The organism is Nocardioides bigeumensis, from assembly GCF_039531755.1.
Classification (GTDB): Bacteria; Actinomycetota; Actinomycetes; order Propionibacteriales; family Nocardioidaceae; genus Nocardioides; species Nocardioides bigeumensis.
The window spans coordinates 451,922-473,349 of sequence record NZ_BAAAQQ010000011.1; the positions used below are offsets into that span (position 1 = coordinate 451,922).

General features: G+C 70.5%; 24 protein-coding genes and 1 tRNA gene. 6 read left to right on the forward strand and 19 right to left on the reverse strand.

Going from position 1 to position 21,428, the window contains the following annotated elements:
• Window positions 1-25: 25 nt before the first annotated feature.
• Entirely contained in the window at window positions 26-1,267 is a 1,242-nt protein-coding gene (locus ABD295_RS11235) for a DUF6880 family protein (RefSeq protein ID WP_344303809.1), read from the forward strand.
• Window positions 1,268-1,346: 79 nt separating this feature from the next.
• Here ABD295_RS11235 and ABD295_RS11240 read toward each other — a convergent pair whose 3' ends face one another.
• The 11 genes from ABD295_RS11240 to ABD295_RS11290 form a co-directional block, all read right to left on the reverse strand.
• Window positions 1,347-2,297: a nucleotidyl transferase AbiEii/AbiGii toxin family protein gene (locus ABD295_RS11240; RefSeq protein ID WP_344303810.1), complete on the reverse strand. Its 951-nt coding sequence runs from the start codon at window positions 2,295-2,297 to the stop codon at window positions 1,347-1,349.
• Window positions 2,287-2,856: a type IV toxin-antitoxin system AbiEi family antitoxin domain-containing protein gene (locus ABD295_RS11245; RefSeq protein WP_344303811.1), complete on the reverse strand. Its 570-nt coding sequence runs from the start codon at window positions 2,854-2,856 to the stop codon at window positions 2,287-2,289. Before ABD295_RS11245 ends, ABD295_RS11240 begins: the two co-directional genes overlap by 11 nt.
• A gap of 41 nt (window positions 2,857-2,897) precedes the next feature.
• A complete protein-coding gene (locus tag ABD295_RS11250; RefSeq protein ID WP_344303812.1) occupies window positions 2,898-3,293 on the reverse strand; it encodes a hypothetical protein in 396 nt (131 codons plus the stop codon).
• A gap of 69 nt (window positions 3,294-3,362) precedes the next feature.
• Window positions 3,363-4,433 (reverse strand): tyrosine-type recombinase/integrase, encoded by a 1,071-nt coding sequence (locus ABD295_RS11255; RefSeq protein WP_344303813.1) that lies wholly within the window; start codon window positions 4,431-4,433, stop codon window positions 3,363-3,365.
• 110 nt (window positions 4,434-4,543) lie between these two features.
• On the reverse strand, window positions 4,544-4,750 hold the full coding sequence (locus ABD295_RS11260; RefSeq protein ID WP_344303814.1) for a helix-turn-helix transcriptional regulator: 207 nt from the start codon (window positions 4,748-4,750) through the stop codon (window positions 4,544-4,546).
• A gap of 174 nt (window positions 4,751-4,924) precedes the next feature.
• Window positions 4,925-4,998, reverse strand: a tRNA-Met gene (locus tag ABD295_RS11265).
• A 380-nt stretch (window positions 4,999-5,378) separates the two neighbouring features.
• Window positions 5,379-8,474 (reverse strand): UPF0182 family membrane protein, encoded by a 3,096-nt coding sequence (locus tag ABD295_RS11270; protein ID WP_344303815.1) that lies wholly within the window; start codon window positions 8,472-8,474, stop codon window positions 5,379-5,381.
• Complete coding sequence (locus ABD295_RS11275) at window positions 8,471-9,106, reverse strand: PPA1309 family protein (protein ID WP_344303816.1); 636 nt, start codon at window positions 9,104-9,106, stop codon at window positions 8,471-8,473. The genes ABD295_RS11270 and ABD295_RS11275 overlap by 4 nt, the downstream gene beginning before the upstream one ends.
• Window positions 9,099-10,184 carry a YlbL family protein gene (locus tag ABD295_RS11280; RefSeq protein WP_344303817.1) on the reverse strand — a complete coding sequence of 362 codons (1,086 nt, stop codon included), beginning with the start codon at window positions 10,182-10,184 and terminating at the stop codon, window positions 9,099-9,101. The genes ABD295_RS11275 and ABD295_RS11280 overlap by 8 nt, the downstream gene beginning before the upstream one ends.
• Before the next feature lie 98 nt (window positions 10,185-10,282).
• Window positions 10,283-10,519 carry a hypothetical protein gene (locus ABD295_RS11285; protein WP_344303818.1) on the reverse strand — a complete coding sequence of 79 codons (237 nt, stop codon included), beginning with the start codon at window positions 10,517-10,519 and terminating at the stop codon, window positions 10,283-10,285.
• Between the two features lie 70 nt (window positions 10,520-10,589).
• Complete coding sequence (locus tag ABD295_RS11290) at window positions 10,590-11,051, reverse strand: molybdenum cofactor biosynthesis protein MoaE (protein WP_344303819.1); 462 nt, start codon at window positions 11,049-11,051, stop codon at window positions 10,590-10,592.
• A 41-nt stretch (window positions 11,052-11,092) separates the two neighbouring features.
• Between ABD295_RS11290 and ABD295_RS11295 the strand changes: the two genes are divergently transcribed.
• Both ABD295_RS11295 and ABD295_RS11300 read left to right on the forward strand, forming a co-directional pair.
• Entirely contained in the window at window positions 11,093-12,556 is a 1,464-nt protein-coding gene (locus tag ABD295_RS11295; protein WP_344303820.1) for a zinc-dependent metalloprotease, read from the forward strand.
• Window positions 12,553-13,101, forward strand: a complete 549-nt coding sequence (locus tag ABD295_RS11300) for an NUDIX hydrolase (RefSeq protein WP_344303821.1) — start codon at window positions 12,553-12,555, stop codon at window positions 13,099-13,101. Before ABD295_RS11295 ends, ABD295_RS11300 begins: the two co-directional genes overlap by 4 nt.
• Window positions 13,102-13,174: 73 nt before the next feature.
• Here the strand turns inward: ABD295_RS11300 and ABD295_RS11305 are convergent, their stop codons facing one another.
• A complete protein-coding gene (locus tag ABD295_RS11305) occupies window positions 13,175-13,708 on the reverse strand; it encodes a M48 metallopeptidase family protein (RefSeq protein ID WP_344303822.1) in 534 nt (177 codons plus the stop codon).
• Between the two features lie 2 nt (window positions 13,709-13,710).
• Window positions 13,711-14,760: a PHP domain-containing protein gene (locus ABD295_RS11310; RefSeq protein WP_344303823.1), complete on the reverse strand. Its 1,050-nt coding sequence runs from the start codon at window positions 14,758-14,760 to the stop codon at window positions 13,711-13,713.
• A gap of 527 nt (window positions 14,761-15,287) precedes the next feature.
• Between ABD295_RS11310 and ABD295_RS11315 the strand changes: the two genes are divergently transcribed.
• Window positions 15,288-15,446: a DUF5679 domain-containing protein gene (locus ABD295_RS11315; RefSeq protein ID WP_089503918.1), complete on the forward strand. Its 159-nt coding sequence runs from the start codon at window positions 15,288-15,290 to the stop codon at window positions 15,444-15,446.
• A 146-nt stretch (window positions 15,447-15,592) separates the two neighbouring features.
• The gene (locus tag ABD295_RS11320) at window positions 15,593-16,429 is read left to right on the forward strand and encodes a hypothetical protein (protein ID WP_344303824.1); all 837 of its coding nucleotides are present in this window, start codon (window positions 15,593-15,595) and stop codon (window positions 16,427-16,429) included.
• Between the two features lie 102 nt (window positions 16,430-16,531).
• On the opposite strand, the gene ABD295_RS11325 is transcribed toward ABD295_RS11320, so the two are convergent.
• The 5 genes from ABD295_RS11325 to ABD295_RS11345 form a co-directional block, all read right to left on the reverse strand.
• Window positions 16,532-16,705 carry a hypothetical protein gene (locus ABD295_RS11325; RefSeq protein ID WP_344303825.1) on the reverse strand — a complete coding sequence of 58 codons (174 nt, stop codon included), beginning with the start codon at window positions 16,703-16,705 and terminating at the stop codon, window positions 16,532-16,534.
• 154 nt (window positions 16,706-16,859) lie between these two features.
• On the reverse strand, window positions 16,860-16,988 hold the full coding sequence (locus ABD295_RS11330) for a hypothetical protein (protein WP_344303826.1): 129 nt from the start codon (window positions 16,986-16,988) through the stop codon (window positions 16,860-16,862).
• Between the two features lie 109 nt (window positions 16,989-17,097).
• Entirely contained in the window at window positions 17,098-17,460 is a 363-nt protein-coding gene (locus tag ABD295_RS11335; protein ID WP_425574042.1) for a WhiB family transcriptional regulator, read from the reverse strand.
• 144 nt (window positions 17,461-17,604) lie between these two features.
• Window positions 17,605-17,811: a hypothetical protein gene (locus tag ABD295_RS11340; RefSeq protein ID WP_344303827.1), complete on the reverse strand. Its 207-nt coding sequence runs from the start codon at window positions 17,809-17,811 to the stop codon at window positions 17,605-17,607.
• Between the two features lie 110 nt (window positions 17,812-17,921).
• Window positions 17,922-20,108 (reverse strand): ATP-dependent DNA helicase UvrD2, encoded by a 2,187-nt coding sequence (locus ABD295_RS11345; protein WP_344303828.1) that lies wholly within the window; start codon window positions 20,106-20,108, stop codon window positions 17,922-17,924.
• A 71-nt stretch (window positions 20,109-20,179) separates the two neighbouring features.
• On the opposite strand from ABD295_RS11345, the gene ABD295_RS11350 reads away from it, so the two are divergent.
• Entirely contained in the window at window positions 20,180-20,425 is a 246-nt protein-coding gene (locus ABD295_RS11350; protein ID WP_344303829.1) for a mycoredoxin, read from the forward strand.
• A gap of 38 nt (window positions 20,426-20,463) precedes the next feature.
• On the opposite strand, the gene nudC is transcribed toward ABD295_RS11350, so the two are convergent.
• Window positions 20,464-21,387, reverse strand: coding sequence for an NAD(+) diphosphatase (gene nudC / locus ABD295_RS11355; RefSeq protein WP_344303830.1), 924 nt, complete (start codon window positions 21,385-21,387; stop codon window positions 20,464-20,466).
• Between the last annotated feature and the right edge of the window lie 41 nt (window positions 21,388-21,428).

A 21,428-nucleotide genomic window follows, 5' to 3' on the forward strand; every position in this document is an offset into this window, starting at 1 on the left:
GGGTCACAGAGGCAGAAGCTCGAGCGTGAAGAATGAGCGGGTGACCTCGCTGGCCGACGCCGTACTCCCCCTGATCCGCACTCGCTCGGACCTCTACCGCTACAGCGCGGCCAACGCGCACGGCCAGGACATGCACGAGGCGATCGACATCCTCGAAGCGGCGATCCCGACGACAGACCCCGCCGAGATCTACACGGTCACGCACAAGGCCCTCGCCTCGTCGCTGAAGGTGATCGCGCGTGCGGATGACTCCGCCGGGATCATCGGTGACGCCTGCCGCCGGCTGCTCGAGCTCCACCCGCGCGCAGCGGCTTCAGCCAGGATGCCGGTCGGCAAGCTGATCGACTGGATGATGAAGTTCCAGTTCGACGACGACGATGTCGACTACTTCGAGCTCGACCCGGTGGCGTACGCGCCAGCACTTGGCGAGGTCGGCATGGCGGCCTACCGGACGCGGTTGGCGGAGGTCGAGGCGAAGCTCGGGCCTCGTCCAGCCGAGCGGTGGAACTCCGGTCACTCCCACGAGTGGTTCACGCTGGATTGGAATGCCCAGCGACTCGCGGTGCTGGATCACGACATCGACGCGATCATCCGGACCCATGCCAAGGACCGGAAGGTCGCCGCTTGGCTGGAGGACACCGCCGAGGCGTTCGAGGGGATCGGCGAGATCAACCTCGCCATCGACTGGGCGAAGCAGGCCACCGACTTCGACCGCGGTCACCAGTCACTCAAGGCCGCGGACTACTGGTGCGGGCTTCTCGAGAAGCATCGGCCGGCCGAGGTCCTGGACGCTCGGCTCTTCGTCTTCCGCAAGTGGCCCTCCTCGAGCTCAGCGGCGCGTCTGCACAAGGCGGCCGGGAAGTCCTGGCCTGACTCCCGCGACGAGGTGGTCGCCACGCTCGCTGCGAGCCCGAGCGACGCGGTGCTGTTCGCGCTGTTGACACTGAAGGAGCCAGAGTTCGCGTGGAACCTTGCGCACTCTCTCGACCTCGACAGTGACCACACATGGGCCGAGCTCGCGAAGGGCTACGAGAAGGTCGACCCGATCGCTGTCCTGCCGATCCATCAGCGGCTCGTCGAGAACGAGCTGGTCGACGCCGGTGCGCAACATTACCGGCTGGCAGCGCGGCGGCTGGCGAAGATGCGCAAGCTCAGCGCCGGCACTGACCAGGCCGCCGCTGTCAACGAACTGATTGCCGACTTGCGCGAGACCCATCGCCGCCGGCCGCGGCTGCAGCAGGAATTCGACCGCGCCGGCCTGCCGTAGCGTCTCGCCGCGATGCCGGTGACTACGCATAACCGGGAGTTGTCTTCTGGTTATGGGGAGTGCCGGCCGGATCGACACATCACGATCGGGCGATCAGCGCGATCCAGTCGTTCAACTCGGCCACGGCGGCGTCGAGGGCAAGGTCGATCCCGCCCGAGCTCGCAGCTCGCGCGAAGTCCTCAGCCCAGTGGCCGTGTGCGACGACGTTCGGCGGCCACACCCGTGGGACCAGGCCCAGAGCCACGGCATCGTTCGCACGGGCCTCGAACACCGCGACGCCGGCGTCGCGGATCTCAGACAGTGTCGGGCTACCCGTCGCCGCCACCAGCTCGCGAAGCAGCAGGAGGTCGACGACGTCGCGAGGCCGGTCGTTGATGGCTCCCGGAGGGTCATGCGGATCGGAGACGGCGTGAAGCTTCTGGGCGATCTGGAACCTCATCGCGATCCCGACGAGAGCGTCAGGGTTCGGCAGGCCGAAGCCGCTCAACGGTGGCGACTCAATGGTCTCCTGGTGGTCGCTGATGCCCGCCTCGTCGGGCGAGACCTCGAACTGGATGCGTCGCCAGGTCACACCCCGCAGCTCCAGGATGATGTCGAACCGGCGTGGCTTGATCACCCGAGTGGGGACGTTCACCACCTCCACGTCGGCCCGGCGCAGGGTCAGCGGCCCCCACGGCTCTGCGAGTGCCTCGTCGAGAGCGAGGATGAAGTCGTCGAGGTCGCCGCGGATGAGACCGTCGACGTCCTTCGTCGCACGAGCCGTCGCGTTCAACCGGTGTTGCAGCAGGGTGCCGCCCTTGAGCAGGAACAGGTGCCGGCCATCGGAGTCGATCGCTCGCTGCACCGCGGCAATCGCCACTGAGGAGGCGATGAGCCAGCCGAGTCTGCCGCCCTTGGCGTCGTCGCCGAGCCTGCCCTCGGCCTGGGCGATCCAGGTGTTGAGCACCTTCGTCGAGACCGGCTCCTTGACCTTCGGCTTCAGCGTGCGGAGCAGCGCGGCGAGCCGCGAAGCGAGGTGCTCATCGCTCATGGCGGGCCTCCAGCGCTTCCGCGAACTCGTCGCGCTCGGTCGCCTTGAGGTAGCCCTGCGCGTGACCACGCTCGATCGCCTGACGAAGCAGGTAAGTCGGCGTGCCGTAGTCGATGCACTGCACGATCGCGGTCGCTGCGGTGACAGTCGGAATCTCCTGCCACCAGCCGATCTGCTGCGCCGCAAGATCCTCGTAGTGCACCACGTAGTCGTCTCCGCCGGCCCGGCGGAATCGGCGATGCTTGCCGACGGTGATGTGGATGCGGTTGGGGTTCACATCGCTGATGCCGTACACGTCCAGTGCCGTCTCGTGCGACAACGCGGCCTCGGGCACCCTTGTCCACAGGACCGCGAGCATCAGGTTGTCGTGCTCGCCGACCGGATACTGCGGGAACCGGTAGACGCCGTGGGCCGCCCGCTCGAGTGTGCCTCGGTGGACGAGCATCTGGAGCGCGTGCTTGTCGATCCCGATCTCGGTCGCCTGCTGAGCGGTCACGAATCCGTGCTGCGTGGTCGCGATGCCCCACAACTCGTCACGTGCCAATGCCCTGCCGGTCATGGCAGAAGTGTAACGGAACCGTGACACTATTGCCACGCCCGTCATCCGGGTGCACTCCCCTCGTCATCGCGTACGGGCTCGAAGTTCAGCTCCCCCGAGCACGCCGTGCAGAGCGTCTTGTACCAACCGGCCTTGCCTCGCCGCGACAGTCGGCCGGGCTGGCCGCATCGCTCGCAGATTTCGTAGGACTTGGCCTCGGCCTCACGGATCAGGCCGTAGAACTGCTCCGAGGTCTCCTCATCGACGTCGCCAGGTGAGGCGTAGTAGCGCAGGCCGCCGAACTCCTCCTTGACCTGGCTGACCGTGTAGTCCGGCGACAGCGCCTTGAGCTTGTCCTCGAGCTCGGTGATCAGCGGGCCCCAGCCGTCGTCACACTCGAACCAGTCGCGCGACTCATCGCTCGGGGTCGCCCGGTCTTGTTCCGTCTTGTCGTTCATCGCTGCTCCTTCCGATCAGGTCGACCCGCCCTCGACGCTACGGACGAGGACCGACAGAGGGCCAACCGATTAGTCCTCGTCCGCTCGGGCGAACGCCTGATCGAGGAGCTCGGCGGTCAGCGGGTTCACGTGCTCGTTGCGGCGGATGTAGTGCTCGACAGTTACCTTCGGGTCGGTGTGACCGAGCAGCTCGGAGGCAAGGTTGAGGCTCGCCTGCTCGTTCACCACGGTGGCGACAGTCCGGCGGAACATGTGCGGCGTGACGCCCTCGATCCCGGCGTCGCCGAGGACCTTGCGGAGCTGACGGCGCACGTTCGCGGTCGTCAGCGGCGTGCCCTCGCGGCTGCAGAACACCAGGGCCTCGAGCGAGTGGTTCCGCATGATCGCCATCCGCCGCCGCAAGGCCTCGGCTGTGAAGCTCGGCAGCGCGATGACCCGGTTCGACCGGTCGGTCTTGGGCTGCTCCTGGCGAAAGGTCCCCTTGCCACGCTCGGAAATCACCGTGCCGCAGATCCGCAGCGTCGCCGGTGTCGTCGTCAGGTCCAGGTCGCGGCGGCGGATGGCCAGCACCTCGCCGATCCGGGCGGAGGTGCCAAGCATGACCTCCACGACCTGGCCGAGCTGACCGTCGGGATTCGGACCGGAGGTGCCTCGTGTGGACTCCCAGGCCTTGATCACGGCGCGGATGGCATTGACCTCGGCTGCGGTCAGGGCGGTGGGCGTGCGCTTCGGCTTGTGGAGGCGGGAGACGTTGTCGATCGGATTGCGCGGCAGCACCTCGTGCCTGACCGCGAGCGCGAACGACTGCCGCAGCACTGTCCGAGCACGCTTGGCCGAGGAGTACGAGCTGTTGCCGAGCTGCTTGAGCAAGGCATCACAGCGGGCGACCCCGATCTCGCGCAGGGTGAAGCCCTGGAACGCCGGCAGGACCAGCCTGCGCATGTCGCGCTCGTAGTTGAACCGGGTCGCCGGCGCGATCCTGTTCTCCAGGTCCAGGTCGGCCAGCCAGTACTCGACGAGCGCCGGGAACAGGCTGTCCGGCGTCAGCGTGGTGTCGACGGGTTGGAAGGCGTTGCGCTGCGCGAGCTTCTTCTTCAGCGCCACCTCGGCAGCCGGCCTCGAGTTGGCCGTCGCCTGCACGAGCCGCGTCTGGCCGTCCCAGTTCGCGGAAGCGCGTGCGTGTCTCGACCTTGCCCTTGGCACGTTGGATGAAGGCGATCTCGCCGTACCCGCCGATGGGGATGCGCGGCCTACTCATCGCTGCCAGCCTCGTGCTGTCGCTCCAGCCACTCCTCGACGTCGCTGAGCGAGAACCGCAGGTGCTTGCCGAGCTTGTAGGCCCGCGGCGCCCGGCCGGACAGCCGCCAGTCGTAGATGGTCTGCACGGGGACACCGAGGTACTCGGCGAGCTCCTCGACCCCGATCAGGGGCTCCAGCCCCAGTTTCGCCGTACTCATGCCGAGTAGGTGCGCGACCGCCGCCGAGCGAGCCCGAGGCGACCGGAACCAACGACGCTGCGGCCCGGCCGGGCGACGCTGCGCACCTGTCAATGTGATGGGTAATCGATGGGATCGCATCTCGCCCCCAAGCGAAAGTCCAGGTCAACCATGGGCTGACCTGGACTTTCTTCGTAGCGGGGGCAGGATTTGAACCTGCGACCTCTGGGTTATGAGCCCAGCGAGCTACCGAGCTGCTCCACCCCGCGTCGGTGAACCCAACGTTACTTGAGGCGTTCAAGGGCAGCCAAATCGGGGTGGTCTCGACTGATCGCTCGCAAGCTCGCTGCTCGACCACCGGTTGGGCGGGGGTCTCGTGACCGTCGCTGCTCGACCACCGGTTGGGCGGGGGTCTCGTGACCGTCGCTGCTCGACCACCGGTTGGTCGGGCGTCTCGTGACCGTCGCTGCTCGACCACCGGTTGGGCGGGGGTCTCGTGACCGTCGCTGCTCGACCACCGGTGGGGCGGGGGTCTCCTGACCGTCGCTGCTCGAACCCCGGTTGGGCGGGGTCTCGTGACGGTCGCTGCGCGACCTCCTCGACCACCGGTTGTCGCTGCGCGACCTGCTCGACCACCGTGGAGCTGTGGTCAGCTGCCGGAGGGGCTTTCGGTCGGCGAGGGGGACGCGGTGGCTTCGGGCTCTTGGGTTCCCCCGCCTGCGCCTCCCCCGCCCTGCTCGGACTGCTCGAGCAGCCTGAGCGCGCGGTCGACGTGGCGGCGAGCTTCTTCGAGCTTCTCGGCCCAGAGGGCGGTGTCGCCGTCGCGCTGGGCGGCGTCTGCTTCGGCGTACGCCGCCGCCGCCTGGTCGAGGGCGCGCTGGACCTCGGCCGGGAGCTCGCCGGTGACCTGCGGGTCCCCTGGGTCGGTCGGTTCGCCGTCGCCGGGGTCGGTCGGCGTCGTCGGTGGGGTGTCGCCGGACGCGCCGAGGACGTCCTCGACCGCGTCGTCAAGGGTGCGGCCGATGCCGACGCGGTCGCCGTACGAGACGAGCACGAACTGCAGGGTCCGCGGCGACGTCTGGTCACGAGAGGCATAGAGCGGCTGGACGTACAACAACCCGTCGGCGACCGGGAGCGTGAGCAGGTTGCCGTACGCCGTGCGCACGTCGCCCTGCGTGAAGCTCAGGACCGCGTCGCGCACGTCCTCGTCGGACGAGATGGCGTTGGCCGCCAGACGTGGACCGTCGTTGTCCTCCGTCGACATCTGCAGGATCTGCAGCTTGCCGTAGTTCTCGGCGTCGGTCGCATCGGAGTTCACCGAGATGTAGCCGGCCAGCGACTGCTTGCCGTTGGGCACGAACACCGAGGTCAGCGAGTAGACCTGGTCGGCCGGATCGGTGGCCGTCACGGTCTCCTCGGTGCCGTCCTCGTTCTCCTGGACCGAGGTGGGCGCGACGAAGATGCGGTATGGCGGCTGCTTGCGGCTGGTCAGGTTGGGGTCGGCCGGGACCTCCCACCGCGAGTTGTCCTCGTAGAAGTCCTTCTCGTCGGTCACGTGGTAGCGCGCCAGCTGGTAGCGCTGCACCTTGAAGAGGTCCTCGGGGTAGCGCAGGTGGCTCATCAGCGCGGTCGGGATCTCCTCGCGGTCGAGCACCACGCCCGGGAACGCCGCGCGCCACGCCTTCAGCAGCGGGTCCGCCTCGTCCCACGCGTAGATCCGCACGGTGCCGTCATAGGCGTCGACGGTCGCCTTCACCGCGTTGCGCATGTAGTTGATCTCGTCGGTCGGCAGCGTCTGGAAGCCCGTGTTGGTCGCCAGCGAGTCCTCGGTCATCGCGTCGAAGGACGCCTTCTGCGACTGGGGGTAGCGGTCTGTGGTCGTGTAGCCGTCGAGGATCCACAGCACCCGCCCGTCGACGACCGCGGGGTAGGGGTCGCTGTCCACGGTCAGCCACGGGGCGACCTTCTTGACCATGTCGCCGGGGTTGCGGTCGTAGAGGATCTTGCTGTTCGCGTTGACCCGCTCGGACAGCACGAGGTTGGGCTCGCCGAACTTGATGGCGTAGAGCAGCTTGCGGAAGAGCGAGCCCACCGCGACGCCGCCCTCGCCGTCGTACGTCGTCGTCGACTCCTCCCCCTCCGCGATCGTGCCGGGAGGCAGGTCGAGCTCGACGTCGCGGCCGCCGGGGGCCTTGCCGACGATGGAGTACGACGGCGACTGCTCGCCGTAGTAGACCTTCGTCTGGTAGCCGGTTGGCGTCAGGTTCGTCAGCGTCCGCTCCGACGGCTCGCGGCCCTCGGCCCACTGCACGTCGCCGCGCGAGTCCTGGGTGAGGTCGTTGGCCGGGCGCTGGTTGCCGAACGCCGCGATCATCCCGTTGCCGTGGGTGTAGACGGTGTGCAGGTTGGCCCAGTTGCGGCTGCCCTCGTCGATGCCCTGCTGGTTGAGCTCGCGCACGCCGAGCACCAGCGCGCGTTGCTTGCCGTCGATCTCGTAGCGGTCGACGTCGAGCACGTCGGCCACGGAGTAGTAGGCACGCACCTGCTGCTCCTGCTCGAACGCCTGCCCGACCAGCTGCGGGTCGATCAGCGGCGTGGTCGACAGCTGGGTGTCCATCTGGGTCTGCAGGCGGGTCCTGATCGCCTCCGCCTCGGACGGGCTGTCGTCGTCGCTCGGGAGCGCTGCCTGGCGCGTGTAGTCGAGCGTCTCGACGCCCGCTATGTCGTAGGCCTCTCTGGTGGCGTCGATGTTGGCCTTGATGTACGGCGCCTCCTTGTCCGGCTCGCTCGGGTTGACCGTGAACTGCTGCACGATGCCCGGCCAGATCATCCCGATCAGGATCGAGGAGACCACCAGCATCGCCAGGCCCATGCCGGACAGCAGCCAGGTGCGGCGCCAGACGTTGAGGAAGAACAGCAGCGCGCAGATGATCGCGATGCCGGTGAGGATGTTGCGGGCCGGCAGCACGGCGTTCTCGTCGGCGTAGTTCATGCCGGTGATCAGCGAGCCGGACTCGTCGAGCAGGTCATAGCGGTCGAGCCAGTAGTCCGCGCCCTTGGCGAGCACGAAGAACCCCAGCAGCACGGAGAACTGCGCCATCGCCGACGGCGACAGCCGGTCCTGAGGCACCTGCAGCCGGATGCCGCCGAAGAGGTAGTGCACCGCCGCTGACGCCAGCAGCGCGACCACGCAGACCGCCATCACGAAGTCGATGACGTAGTGCAGCCAGGGCAGGTCGAAGACGAAGAAGCCCACGTCCATGCCGAAGTAGGCGTCCTTGACCCCGAAGTCGGTGCCGTTGCGCCACAGCAGGAAGCTGCGCCACTGGGACGATGCCGAGGCGCCGGCGAAGACGCCGATCAGGATGCTGGTGCCGGCCATCAGCCAGGTGCGCACGGGCAGCACGACGTCGCGGTAGCGGTCCAGCCCGGTCTGCTCCGGTGTCGACGGCCGGAAGAGCGGACGGGTGCGGTACGCGACCATCATGTTGGCCCCGACGGCGAGCGCCATCACGGCGGCGAAGACGAGGAAGAGCCCGATCCGGGTCCACAACAACGTGCTGAAGACGGACTGGTAGCCCAGCGAGGTGAACCACAGGCGCTCGGTCCAGAACGTCGCGAACGCCGTCAGCCCGATGAAGCCGGCCAGCAGCACGACCGCGGTGATGACCAGCGCGCGCGACCGGCTGCTGCGCTGTGCGCGCGGCTGCTCGTCGCGCGGGTCGTCGTCGAACAGGTCGCTCATCCGGAGTTCTCCTCCTCAGGCCCGGCGGCAGGGTCCGCCGGGTCGTGGTGCAGGCCATCCTGCCGTGCAGCATCAAGCGGGGTGTCGTCAAGGCCGGGTTCGAGGGTGGCCCGCAGCAGGTCCAGCAGACCCGGCACCAGGTCGGTCCCGGTCACCACGCTGAGGTCGTCGTCGTGCTCACGCAGTCGCAGGGCGCAGTACGCCGCCCCCGCGCGGGTGACCCCCGCGGCGATCCGGACCTCGTGCCGGTCCGGGTGCTCCCTGGCGTACTCCTGTGCCTCGCGTACGTCGCCGGGCAGCTCGGCATCCACCCCCGGCGGCAGCACCAGTCGCTCGACCACCGCGGCGCAGCCGACCACCTCGGGGGGCCACACGATCGACTCGAGCGTCGCCTCCAGCACCTCCGCGCCGAGCTGGTCCTGCTCGATGGGGGTCAGCGAGCCGGCAGCCGACGCGTCGTCGAGGCCCATGTTCGCCGCCAGCTCGGGCTCGAGAGCGACGAGCCGCGCGGTGTCGACGAGCGCGTAGAGGCGGGCGGGCCCGTCCCAGCCCAACGAGGACGCGTGCGACTCGACCTCGAGCACGGCGACGGCCAGGGCCGGGTCGACCTGCGGGTCGAGGATCTCACTCACCAGCTGCCTCCCCGGAGGTCGAGCAGCTGGGCAGCGACGCGTCGGGATCGGCGACCCACGTCTCGATCGACTCGACCGCGTCGTGCATCGTGTCGGCGCGCACGAGCCGCATGTCGCCGTTGACGGCACCCTCGGTGTCCTCGCAGTTGTCGGGCGGCACCAGGAACAGCGCGGCGCCGTCCTTGCGCGCGGCCGCGATCTTCTGCTGGATCCCGCCGATCGGGCCGACCGAGCCGTCCTCGCGGATCTCGCCGGTGCCGGCCACGACCTCGTCGCCGGTCAGCGAGTCGGGGGTGAGCGTGTCGTAGATCGCCAGGGAGAACATCAGACCCGCGCTCGGGCCGCCGATGTCGGGGTTGATGTTGACGTACACCTGGAACGGGAAGTCGAAGCCGTTGCCCGGCACGACGCCGATGCGGGGCACCCCCTCGTCGTCAACCTTCGGGGCCACCCGGACGGTCATCTCCTTGCCGTCCCGGCGGATGCCGAAGGCCAGCTTGGTGCCGTCGGTGTCGGCGCGCACGATCTCCCCGACCCGCGCCGGGTCGCTGATCTCCTCGCCGTCGATGGAGAGCAGCTCGTCGCCGACCTTGAACGCACCGTCGGCGGGGGTGTTCTTGCCGACGTTGAGGATCTTGACGACCGGCGTCACGTCCACGCCCAGCTCGCGCAGCGCCGCCGCGACCGCCAGGTCCTGCGACGACGCCATCTGCACGGCCGACTCGAGGTCAGCGTCCTCGGCCGTCTCGTCGGGCGCGTAGACGCTGTCGTAGGGATAGACCGCGTCCTCGTCGCTGAGCCACGCACGCATCACCTCGAAGAGGTTCACCCGCGCCTCCGGCTGGGTGACGTAGACGGTCGTCATCCGAAGCTCGCCGTCGTCGCGGTACGTCTTGTGGCCGGTCACCTGGATGATCTCCTGGCCGTCGCCCCCCGTGTCGGAGTCCTGCTGACCGAGCACGTCGACGGTGATGCCGGGGCTGTAGGTGACGTAGGGCAACGGCAGCCACAGCGCGGCCACCCACAGGGCGAGGAGGAGCGGCACGGCGACGAGCCCGGCCAGCCTGCGCTGACTCATGAGGTCGCGGGGCCGCTCAGCATGGGATGAATCGTCTCATCCACGCCCAACCCGAGTCGCACGCAGGCAAGCAACCTGGCAGGAGGGCCGACTCGCGGTCAGGCCGCCGAGTCCTCACGACGCGTACGCCGGACCTGGATCCCTGTGCTCCTGTCGCGCTCGCGCACGGGCGCGGGTCGCCGGCGCCCGGGGTGCTCGCGCGCCAGCGCCTGCCCCAACCGCGCCACCGCCACGTCACGGTCGACCTCGCGCCGCTCGCGGCCCAGCCACGAGACCCACAGCATCGCGAGCACGGTCACCACGCCGGCCGGCGCGAGCCACAGCAGGATCTCCACACCACGACGGTAGGTCGCCTCGATCGGTGGTTGCGGCAGGCGCGCGGGCCCGGGACGTCTCGTGACGGGGTCAGGGCGAGCCGACCCACTCCTCGCCGCCGTCGCCGAAGAGCTGATGCTTCCAGATCGGCACCTCGGACTTCAGCGTGTCGATGAGCGCGCGGCTGGCGTCGAAAGCCTCGCCGCGGTGCGCGGCGGCGGTGGCGATCACCACGGCGGCGTCGCCGATCGCGAGGGTGCCGACCCGGTGCACGGCGGCGACCCCGTGGACGTCGTACTCCCCCGCGATCCGCTCGCAGACCTCCCGCAGCTTGGCCTCCGCCGAGGGGTGCGCGGAGTACTCCAGGCCCGTCACGTCGCGACCGCCGTCGTGGTCGCGGACGCGTCCGATGAAGAGCGTCAGCCCGCCGGCCGCCTCATCGTTGAGCGCGGCGATCACCTCGTCGACGTCGAGGGGCGTCTCGCGCAGCCCGACCAGCCTGACGACAGAGGCGGCGTCAGGGGACAGCGCCGGGGTGGGTTCAGGGCTCACGTCAGGGACCCTATCCATTGCCCCGCCGGTAGTTTGGACTCATGAACGACACCCCGGGCACTCCCCCGGACAAGGACCCGGACAAGGACCCGGACAAGAGTCCTGACGATGCCCACAATCCCTTCAAGGGCACGCCCTTCGAGGCGTTGTTCTCAGGCTTCGTCGGCGGCGCCGGAGGCCAGGGGCTGCCCGACCTCAGCGCCCTCTTCGGCATGCAGGGTGGCCCCGGCGGGTCGGGCATGCCCGACCTGAGCGCGCTGCTCTCCCAGATCCAGGGCTTCATGAAGCCGCACGACGGTCCGGTCAACTGGGACGTCGCCATCGACATGGCCCGCAAGCAGACCGCGCAGACTCCCGACCCGAGCGTGACCCAGCGCCAGAAGGACGCCGTCGCCGACGCCGTACGCCTCGCCGACCACTGGCTCGACGACGCCACCACGCTGCCGTCCGGCGTCCACACCACCGCCGCCTGGTCGCGCGCGGAGTGGATCGTCGGCACGACCGACGTGTGGAAGGTGCTGGTCGAGCCCGTCGCGGCGCAGGCCACCCAGGCCCTCGGCAACGCACTGCCCGAGCAGGCCCGCGCGATGGCCGGCCCGATCCTCGGCATGCTCAGCCAGGCGACCGGGGCCATGGTCGCCAGCCAGGTCGGCGCCGCGCTCGGCGGTCTCGCCGGCGAGGTGCTCACCGCCTCCGACATCGGCCTCCCGCTCGGCCCGGCCGGCACGGCCGCGCTGGTGCCCAGCAACGTCAAGACCTTCGCCGAGGGGCTCGACGTCAGCGAGGACGACGTGATCCTCTATCTCGCACTCCGCGAAGCCGCCCACCAGCGCCTCTTCGCGCACGTGCCGTGGCTGCGCGAGCACCTGATCGGGTCGGTGCGCGACTACGCCTCCGGCATCGAGATCAACACCGACGCCATCGAGGAGCAGATGCGCGGCCTCGACCCGATGAACCCCGGCGCGATGCAGGAAGCCTTCGAGGGCGGGCTCTTCGACCTCCAGTCGACGCCCGCGCAACAGGCCGCGCTCTCGCGGCTCGAGGCCACCCTCGCGCTGGTCGAGGGCTGGGTCGACGAGGTCGTCGGTCAGGCCACCGCCGAGCGGATGCCCGCGGCCGCCAAGCTGCAGGAGGCCGTACGCCGCCGCCGCGCCGCCGGTGGACCCGCCGAGCAGACCTTCGCCTCGCTCGTCGGTCTCGAGCTGCGACCGCGCCGGCTCCGCGACGCCTCCACGTTGTGGGGGTCGCTGCGCACCCGTCAGGGCACCGAGGCCCGCGACGGGGTCTGGATGCACCCCGACCTGCTCCCCACGGCCGAGGACCTCGACGACCCGCTGGGCTTCCGCGAGGACGCCGGCGCGCCGGCCGAGCTCGACGAGGCGGGGTTCGACGCCGGTCTCGCCGCGCTGCTCGACGGCACGCTGGGCGAGGCGCCGGACGACCCGGATGAGACCCCGCCGGACGAGACCCCGCCGGACGAGACGCCTGGCGAGCCCAAGGAGTGACCCTCCACCGCGAGGCGCTCGCGGAGCTGACCACCTGGACACCGCCGCCGGGTCGCCAGACCGAGCTGCGCGACCGCTACGTCGCCCACCTGCACGCCCACGCCGACGGCACGGAGCGCTCCTGCTTCCCCGACCACCTGACGTCCGGCGCGCTGGTGGTCTCGGCTGACGGCGAGGAGGTGCTGCTCAACCTCCACCGCAAGGCCGGCGCGTGGTTCCACTTCGGCGGGCACTGCGAACCCGGTGACGGGTCGCTCCTCGCGACCGCCTGGCGTGAGTCCACCGAGGAGTCCGGGATCGTGGGCCTCCGGGTCGACCGCGAGCCCGTCCACCTCTCCGAGCACACGGTCGGCTTCTGCGACCCGCGCGGCGACGTGCAGCACCTCGACGTGCGGTTCGTCGCCCTTGCGCCCGCGGGAGCCGAGCCCGTCGTGAGTGCCGAGTCCACCGACGTCCGCTGGTGGCCGCTCGACGACCTCCCGGAGCTGCACGACGACATGCACGAGCTGATCGATGCCGCGCGTCAACGCCTGGGTGGCGACTGACTGCAGGGGTGACGTGGCCCGCTGCTGGACGAGGCCGGACCCAAAGCCGATGAGCCCTCGCGCCCGGGACCGATCAGTCGACCTCGTCGTCGCCGGGCGGCGGGTCCAGCTCGGCGGCGGCCGACCAGCCCGAGAGGTAGCCCTTCGCGCGCTCGGCCCGCGGGTAGCGGTCCACCCACGCCCAGAAGCGGTCGTTGTGGCCGGCCTCGAGCAGGTGCGCCAGCTCGTGGACGAGCACGTAGTCGACCACCCACGCCGGCATCTGCTGGATCCGCCTGGACAGCCGGATCGACCGGTCCCCCGGCGTGCAGGAGCCCCAGCGCGAGCGCTGGTTGTCGACCCAGCGCACCGAGTCGGGGTTCGCGAGACCGCCGAGGTAGTCGTCACTCAGCCGCCGGGCCCGGCGCATCAGGTCGTCGTCACTGGGCCGTCGGCGCTTCTCGGCCTTCTCCAGCCGGGCCACCATGGTCTCGACCCACTCGGACTCCTGGGCCCGGGTCATGGAGGCGGGGATGAGCACCACGATGCGGTCTCCGTCGCGGTACGCCGACACGGTACGACGCCGCCGCTTCGAGCGGCGTACCTCCACCGCCTCGTCGTCCGCCACGCTCACAACCTAGCCGCGGCCCAGGCGAGCAGCCGGTCTCGCTCCCAGGTGTTGACGATGCGGTCGGGCTCGATGCCGGCCTCCTCGGCGCGGTGGCAGCCGTAGTCGAGCATGTCGAGCTGTCCCGGCGCGTGGCTGTCGGAGTCGATGGAGAAGAGACAACCCATGTCGCGGGCGAGCTCGAGGAGCTTGGTCGGGGGGTCGCGGCGCTCGGGGCGCGAGTTGATCTCGACGGCCACGCCGTTCTCCACGCAGGCGGCGAAGACCTTCTCGGCGTCGAAGCGGCTGCCGGGGCGCACGCCGCGGTTGCCGGTCACCAGACGACCCGTGCAGTGGCCGAGCACGTTCATGAACGGGTTGCGGGTGGCCGCGACCATCCGCTTGGTCATCTGGTCGGGCTCCATCTTCAGCTTGGAGTGCACGCTCGCCACCCGCACCTGCAGCCGGCCGAGCATCTCGTCGGTCTGGTCGAGCCCGCCGTCGTCGAGGATGTCGACCTCGATGCCCTTGAGCAGGGTGAACGCCCCGCCGAGGTGCTCGTTGACCGCGTCGACCACATCGAGCTGGCGCGCCAGCCGCTCGGCGCTCAGCCCGTGGGCGATCGTGAGGCGCGGCGAGTGGTCGGTGAGCACGAGGTAGTCGTGGCCGAGCTCCACAGCGGTGAACGCCATCTCCTCGATGGGCGAGCCGCCGTCGGACCAGTCGGAGTGCGAGTGCAGGTCGCCGCGCAGGGCCGCGCGCAGTGCCCGTCCACCCGGCGCCAGCGGGCCGGCGTGCGCCTTCTCGAGCGTGGCGAGCCGCTCCGGCACCTCTCCGCGCACGGCGGCGGCGATCACCTTGCCCGAGCTCGCGCCGACACCCGGCAGGTCGGTCAACCGACCCTCGTCGACGAGCCGCTCGACCTCACCGGGTGGCAGCGGCAGGATCGCCGCGGCCGCCTTGCGGAAGGCCTGCACCTTGAAGGTGTCCTCACGCCCCCGCTCGAGCAGGAAGGCGATCCTGCGCAGCGCGGCGACCGGCCCGAGCACGTCGTTGCTGCCCGCCTTCGCCACCCGGCCATTCTGCACGGCGCCACGGACAGGCAGGCAGAGAGGAACCCAGAAATGGTGAAGAGGCCCCGCCCGGCCTCCCGACACTTGCCTTCCCCTTGCGAGTGTCGCTCGGCCGGGCCGGAGCCTCGACGTCGCAGACGCTAGGAGGCGCCGGGGGCCAGGGTCAACGCGAGGACCCCGTTTGACCCCGAGCCCTGTGGACAACCTGTGGATAACTCTGTTGAGAAGGCGCCGGATCCGGGGAGTCGCCTGTGGACGCGACCCAGAGAAGCCTTGCCGCGCTGTGGACTTGCCCGCGCCGCCACGTCCGGTGACCTGGGCAGACGTGTTCCGGGACCTGTGGACAGAAGAAATATCGCTCCTCCGCCTGGCGACACGCCGCCGCACGCTCACGGTGCGCCTGTGTGCCCGTGCGCTGAGCGTGGCGTAGGGTCGAGACGACCTGCGGCCAGCCGTGGGTACCGGCGGGCTTCCCCAAGAATCCCCGTCGCGACGACCGAGACGAAACGTAAAGCAAGGAGGCCGTCATGGCGGAGACCTGGAGCGGCGAGTTCTACTGCGTGAAGTGCAAGGAGAAGCGCGAGGCCGAGGGCGAGGTCCGCGTCAACGACAAGGGCACCCGGATGGCGAAGGCCGTCTGCCCTGTCTGCGGCACCAACCTCAACCGGATCCTCGGCAAGGCCTGAGGCCACCCGAGCTTCCGGCCACCTCAGCGTGGTCGAGAACGGCGGCGTCCCCTGCGGGGGGCGCCGCCGTTGTCGTTCGCTGACGCGGGCCGCCCCCTGTGGACGATGCTCGGCGCGCGACCCGGCGGGTGTGCCAGCCTGCGCGCGTGGTCGCCATGCTCCGTCCCGGGTCCTGGGTCAGTCGCCGTGACGCCGACACCCTCCAGGTCGGGCTCGACCGCCGCGTGGTCCTCGCCGACACCCCTGAGACGCGGGCCGTGCTGGCCAGGCTCGAGGCCGGGATGCCGAGCGCCGACCTGGCCGCCGCCGGGGTGACCGCGAGCCTCGCCGAGCGAGACCTCCTGGTGGACGACGCCGACGCACGCCGCGGCCCGGGAGCCCTCCTGGCCGCGCACGGGCCCGACGCCACCCGGCGGCTACGCGCCCGGCAGGCGTCCAGCGTGACGGTGCGGGCCCTCGACGCAGGCGTCGACGCGGCGGCCGCCTTCGCGATGCAGGCGCTGGCGGAGGCCGGAGTCGCCGCGGTGACGACCAGCCCCGGCACGAGCGCGACCGTCGCGCTCGTGCTGGCGTCCGGTGAGCCCGACCGCGACCTGCTCGACGACGCGATGGCGGTGGGCCAGCCGCACGTCCTCGTGTCTGCGGGCGAGGGCGCGGTCCGGCTCGGGCCCTTCGTGGTGCCCGGCTCCACCGCGTGCCAGCGCTGCCTCGACGCCGAGCTGGCCGTGGCAGACCACCGGCGCGGGGTCGTGCTGGCGCAGGTGGCCGGCCGCCCGGGCCCGGTCGACGCGGCGACGACGTACGCCGCCGTCGGGCTGGCGGTGCGCGACGTGCTGGCCTACCTCGACGGCGACCGGCCGATGACCTGGTCGGCCACGCTCACGCTGGTCGCGCTGCCGGGCGAGGAGGGGTTGGTGCCGCGGCGGTGGCGACGCCACCCGCACTGCGGCTGCTGCTGGGACGAGCTGATGGACCTCGACTGATCACGCCTCGGTGCTCGCGCTCGGCCGCCTCGGTGCTCGCGCTCGGCCGCCTTGGTGGTCGAGCGCAGTCGAGACCTCGCTGGTCGATCGCGGATGGGACCGTCACCAGAACTCGCTGTCGAGCTTTCCCTCCATGGAGCGCAGGTGCGACCGCGAGCACTCGTCGCAGTAGCGGCGGCGGCGGCCGTTCTCGACCGAGACCGTCCAGCTCAGCGTCTCGGCGGCCGGGGCCTGGTGACCGCAGAAGTCACAGGTCAACGTCTCCTCCGTGGCCATGGGCCCACGGTAGCCCTGACGCGAGCGCCCACACAGGTGCCGCAAATGACAGAAGCCGGGTACGACGTGATCGTCGTACCCGGCCTGTCTCGTCGCTCATCGGGGTCTCCCGCCGGTCGTGCCGGACCGTTGGGTGCGGGTCACCCGTGCTGCTTCACAGCGAGCGAGCGAGGGCGAGACGCGCCTGCTGCGCGGCCTCCTCGGCCTTGCGGCCGAGTCGGCGAGCGAGGACCAGCTGGTGGCCCTGCCGCCTGTGGTGCGCCTCTCCCAGGCGCGCGGACATCTGAGCCCGCGCGAGTTCTTGCGACATGAGTTCCATGGCTTGTGTTCCGTTCGAGTAGGTCTTCACTGGTGACTTTCAATAGAGGAGTCCGCTCCCTGGTCCGGATGGATCAGGCGGCGGGCTGGGCGTCGGCGGACTGGTTGAAGGGGTCGTCCTTGCGGGGCCGGCCTCGCGGACGCTTCCGCGGGATCACGACTCCTTGCAGGAACAGCTCCCCACCCCACACACCCCAGGGCTCGCGACGCTCCAGTGCCCCGTCGAGGCACAGCTCGCGCACCGGGCAGTCCCGGCAGAGCGTCTTGGCGAACTCCACGTCGGAGGGCGACTCGGCGAACCACAGCTCCGGGTTGTTAGCCCGGCACGGCAGTAGCTCCTCGTCCACCCGACCTGCTGCATCGTGGAGGCCGCCGAGCGAGACGGTGTTCATCTCGTCGAGGGCCCCATCGTTGCGATCGAGAACGCTGATGGTCATTTCGTCACCTCCTTCTTGACCTGTCGAACTTGTGGTTCATCTGGTGTTGCGACTCCGGGCTGGTGGTCCGGAGAAACAGAAAGGCCGCGGATCCCTTTGGTTTGGGTTCCGCGGCCTGGAGGCTGCCAATCGAGTGGTTTCAACTCAGATCGGTGGACTCCAGGCGTCGGGACCCGGGAAGGCGCCGAGAACGGCGTAGACCGGCAGACCCTTGACGGCACCCGTGAAGGCGCGGTCGCGCACGAGAACCGCGATGCGGTCCGTCATGCCGAGGGCGCACTGGTGGCCGGAAATGGACATGCCGAAGCCGGACGCGGTCGTGATCCGGGTCCTGGTCTGGATGTTGCTCATCTGGGCCACCTCCTTCGGTGCAATCGGGCGCGAGGGTTGTCAGCCCTCGTGTGCGCAAGCGGGTTGGTACTCAGGAAGGTATCGCGGCGTTTCTGTCATGAGCAAACGATTTAGTGACTATTTCTCGAAGATTCTCGGACAGACCGCTCGAGGAGCTCCTCGAGGCTCTCCTCGACTCCCTCGGAGGGTCCAGCGGGCGTGCCCTCGACGGCTTCTTCGAGAGCCCGGTCCGGCACCTCGCCGGCGAGCACGGCGAGCACGGCCGCGCCGTACTTGTCGACCTTGGAGCGGCCGATCCCGTTGATCTTGAGCAGCGCCTGCTCGGTGGTGGGCAGGTGCTCGGCGATCAGCTGGAGGGTGGCGTCGGTGAAGACCACGAACGCCGGCACCTTGTCGTCGGTGGCGCGCCCGATCCGCCAGGCCCGCAGTCGCTCGAACAGCTCCTCGTCGTACGACGCCGGGCACTCCGAGCAGCGGCCGGTCTTCTTCTCCGCGCCGGTCGACAGCGCCTTGCCGCACTCACGGCAGGTGATCGCGCCGCGCGTCTTCTTGGACCGCCGGCCGGCGCTGGGCAGGCCGAGCTGCGCGTCGCTGGGGCGCAGCCCGTCGAGGAAGCGGCTCGGCCGGCGCGACTGGCGGCCTCCGGCGTTGCGCGCCAGCGCCCAGGACAGCGACAGGTGCACCCGGGCGCGGGTCATGCCGACGTAGAGCAACCGGCGCTCCTCCTCGACCGCGGCGGCCGACTCGGCGTAGACGATGGGAAGGGTGCCCTCGACGAGCCCGCAGACGAAGACGGCGTCCCACTCCAGGCCCTTGGCGGCATGCAGCGTCGCCAGCGTGACGCCGCCGGCGACCGGGGCGTGCTGCTCGCTGGCCCGGCGGTCGAGCTCGTCGACCAAGGCGTTGAGGTCGGCGCCGGGGTTGGCCTGCACCCAGTCGACGGACTGGTCGACCAGCGCCTGCCAGGACTCCCAGCGGTCACGGGTCTGGCCGCGGGCGGTCGGCGCGGTCGGCGCCCAGCCGAGCCCGGAGACGGTGTCGCGCACGTCGGCGGCGACGTCGCCGCTGGACTGGCCGGACCGGGCGGCCCCGCGCAGCAGGGTGACCGCCTGGCGCACCTCGGGCCGCTCGAAGAAGCGGGCCGCGCCGCGGATGACGTAGGGGATGCCGCGCGCCGCCAGCGCCTCCTCGAAGGCCTGGGACTGGGCGTTGATGCGGAACAGCACCGCCATCTCCCCGAAGGGCACGCCGACGGCCTGGAGCTCGGAGATGCGGGTCGCCACCGCCGCCGCCTCCGCGGGCTCGTCGGGGTGGGCGGAGTAGGCCACGGGGGTGCCGGACGGCCGCTGCGCCCGCAGGTCGACGCCCTGGCTCGACGTGCGCGCGAGCAGGGTGTTGGCCGCGGCCACGACCTCGGGGGTCGAGCGGTAGTTGCGGTTGAGCTCGAGGCTGACCGCGCCGGGGTGGTGCATCGCGAAGTCGCGGAGGTAGCGCGCGTTGGCACCGGCGAAGGAGTAGATCGTCTGGGCCGGGTCGCCGACCACACAGAGCTCCTGGCGGCCACCGAGCCAGAGGTCGAGCAACGCGGCCTGGAGCGGCGAGACGTCCTGGAACTCGTCGACCACGAACCACTTGTATTGCGAGCGCACCTGGGCGGCCACCCGCTCGTCGGAGTCGAGCAGCCCGGCGGTGAGGAGGAGGACGTCCTCCATGTCCATCCGGCCCTGGTCGCGCTTGACCTGCTCGTAGAGCTCGAAGAGCCGGCCGATCGTCTCGGGGTCGAGGTTGTTGACCGAGCGCCCGCGGCCCGGAGCGACGGCGGCGTAGCCGTCCGGGGCGACGTTGGAGACCTTGGCCCACTCGATCTCGGACGCGACGTCGCGCAGGAGCGCCTGGTCGGTCTCGACCCGCAGCCGCCGGGCGGCGCCCGCGACCATGCCGAGCTTGGACTCCGTCAGCGTGGGCAGGTCGGCCCCGTGGGTGCGCGGCCAGAAGTAGCGCAGCTGGCGCAGCGCCGCGGAGTGGAACGTGCGTGCCTGCACCCCGGACGCGCCGAGCATGCGCAGCCGGCCGCGCATCTCGCCCGCCGCCCGCGTCGTGAAGGTCACCGCCAGTACCTCGGTCGGCGCGTAGACGCCCGTCGCCACCCCGTGCGCGATGCGGTGGGTGATCGCACGGGTCTTGCCCGTGCCGGCACCGGCCAGGACCCGCACCGGACCGCGCAGAGCCTCCGCGACCAGGCGCTGCTCGGGGTCGAGCGCGTCGAGGAGGGTGGCCCCGGATATGGGACTGATCACGTGGGGAACAGCTCCTGAGGGGTAGGCGTTACGGTCGACAGCACCTTAGACACGAGAGGGGACATCGCCCGATGTCGTTCACGATGTACAGCACGAGCTGGTGTGGCTACTGCCACCGGCTCAAGGGACAGCTCAGTCGGGAGGGCATCTCTTTCGAGGTCGTGGACATCGAGCAGCACCCCGAGGCGGCCGAGCTCGTCGAGCAGGCCAACGGCGGCAACCAGACCGTCCCCACGCTGGTGTTCTCGGACGGCTCGGCGCAGACCAACCCCTCCCTGATGCAGGTCAAGGAGAAGCTCGCCTCGCTGGCGAGCTGACGGGCGGGAAGCCTCGACGACAAGCTGCCTGTCGGGCGTCACCAGCGGCCTGGCAACGGGCCGCCGTACCAGTCCTCGACCAGGCTGCGCGAGATCGAGACGCCGCCCGGGAGGACCAGCGTCCCGGCCTCCGCCTCCGCCTTCATCTCGGCGCGGGTGAACCACCGCGCGTCCTCGATCTCACGCTTGTCGACGGTGATCTCGGTCGAGGTCGCACGCCCGTGGAAGCCCAGCATCAGGCTGCTCGGGAACGGCCAGCCCTGGTTGCCGAAGTAGTCGACGTCGCCGACCACGACGCCGACCTCCTCGCGGACCTCGCGGCGTACGGCGTCCTCCAGCGACTCCCCCGGCTCGACGAACCCCGCGAGGGTCGAGTAGCGCCCCTCCGGCCACGCGGCCTGGCGCCCGAGCAGGCAGCGCTCGTCGTCGGCACCGCGCTCGCCGTGCGTGACGGTCATGATCACGGCCGGGTCCGTGCGCGGCCAGGTGACCTTGCCGCAGGCGGTGCAGATCTGCTCGTGGCCGGCCGCCCGCGGCTGCAGAGCGCCGCCGCAGCGCGAGCAGTGCCGCACGGCGTACAGCCACTCGGCCAGCCCGATCGCGTGGAAGACCAGCGGCGCGTCCGCCTGCTGCCCGGCCGCGAGGTCCTGCAGCACAGCACGCAGGCCGACCCACTCGCCGCGGTCACCGATCCGGTCGTACGCCGCCTGGCGCGGGTCGACCACGACCGCGAACCAGGTGCGCCCGTCGCGTTCGCCCAGCAGCACCCTGAGCCCGTCGGGAGCGTCCTCGGTCGGCCGCCAGTCCACGCGCCCGTCGAGGGGCCGGATCCGGCTGCCGACGACGACGAGCGCCCGGCTCGCCGGGTCCGCCCACCGCTCGGCCAGCCAGTCCTCGTCGAGCCGCCGCTCCCCTGCCCGGTCATGGGCGTCGGCGGCGAGGTCGAGGTGGGGAAAGCTCACGGTCCAGAACGCTAGCCCCAGCCCCCGAACACTTAGGGTCG

Bases quoted from the DNA above. Each gene is read 5' to 3' on its own strand.
- ABD295_RS11295 (WP_344303820.1), top strand. From the start codon at position 11,093: ATGAACGACACCCCGGGCACTCCCCCGGACAAGGACCCGGACAAGGAC.
- ABD295_RS11270 (WP_344303815.1), bottom strand. From the start codon at position 8,474: ATGAGCGACCTGTTCGACGACGACCCGCGCGACGAGCAGCCGCGCGCA.
- ABD295_RS11330 (WP_344303826.1), bottom strand. From the start codon at position 16,988: ATGTCCGCGCGCCTGGGAGAGGCGCACCACAGGCGGCAGGGCCACCAG.
- ABD295_RS11260 (WP_344303814.1), bottom strand. From the start codon at position 4,750: ATGAGTACGGCGAAACTGGGGCTGGAGCCCCTGATCGGGGTCGAGGAG.
- ABD295_RS11350 (WP_344303829.1), top strand. From the start codon at position 20,180: ATGTCGTTCACGATGTACAGCACGAGCTGGTGTGGCTACTGCCACCGG.
- ABD295_RS11240 (WP_344303810.1), bottom strand. From the start codon at position 2,297: ATGAGCGATGAGCACCTCGCTTCGCGGCTCGCCGCGCTGCTCCGCACG.
- ABD295_RS11250 (WP_344303812.1), bottom strand. From the start codon at position 3,293: ATGAACGACAAGACGGAACAAGACCGGGCGACCCCGAGCGATGAGTCG.
- ABD295_RS11340 (WP_344303827.1), bottom strand. From the start codon at position 17,811: ATGAGCAACATCCAGACCAGGACCCGGATCACGACCGCGTCCGGCTTC.
- ABD295_RS11245 (WP_344303811.1), bottom strand. From the start codon at position 2,856: ATGACCGGCAGGGCATTGGCACGTGACGAGTTGTGGGGCATCGCGACC.
- ABD295_RS11325 (WP_344303825.1), bottom strand. From the start codon at position 16,705: ATGGCCACGGAGGAGACGTTGACCTGTGACTTCTGCGGTCACCAGGCC.
- ABD295_RS11335 (WP_425574042.1), bottom strand. From the start codon at position 17,460: ATGACCATCAGCGTTCTCGATCGCAACGATGGGGCCCTCGACGAGATG.
- ABD295_RS11280 (WP_344303817.1), bottom strand. From the start codon at position 10,184: ATGAGTCAGCGCAGGCTGGCCGGGCTCGTCGCCGTGCCGCTCCTCCTC.
- ABD295_RS11315 (WP_089503918.1), top strand. From the start codon at position 15,288: ATGGCGGAGACCTGGAGCGGCGAGTTCTACTGCGTGAAGTGCAAGGAG.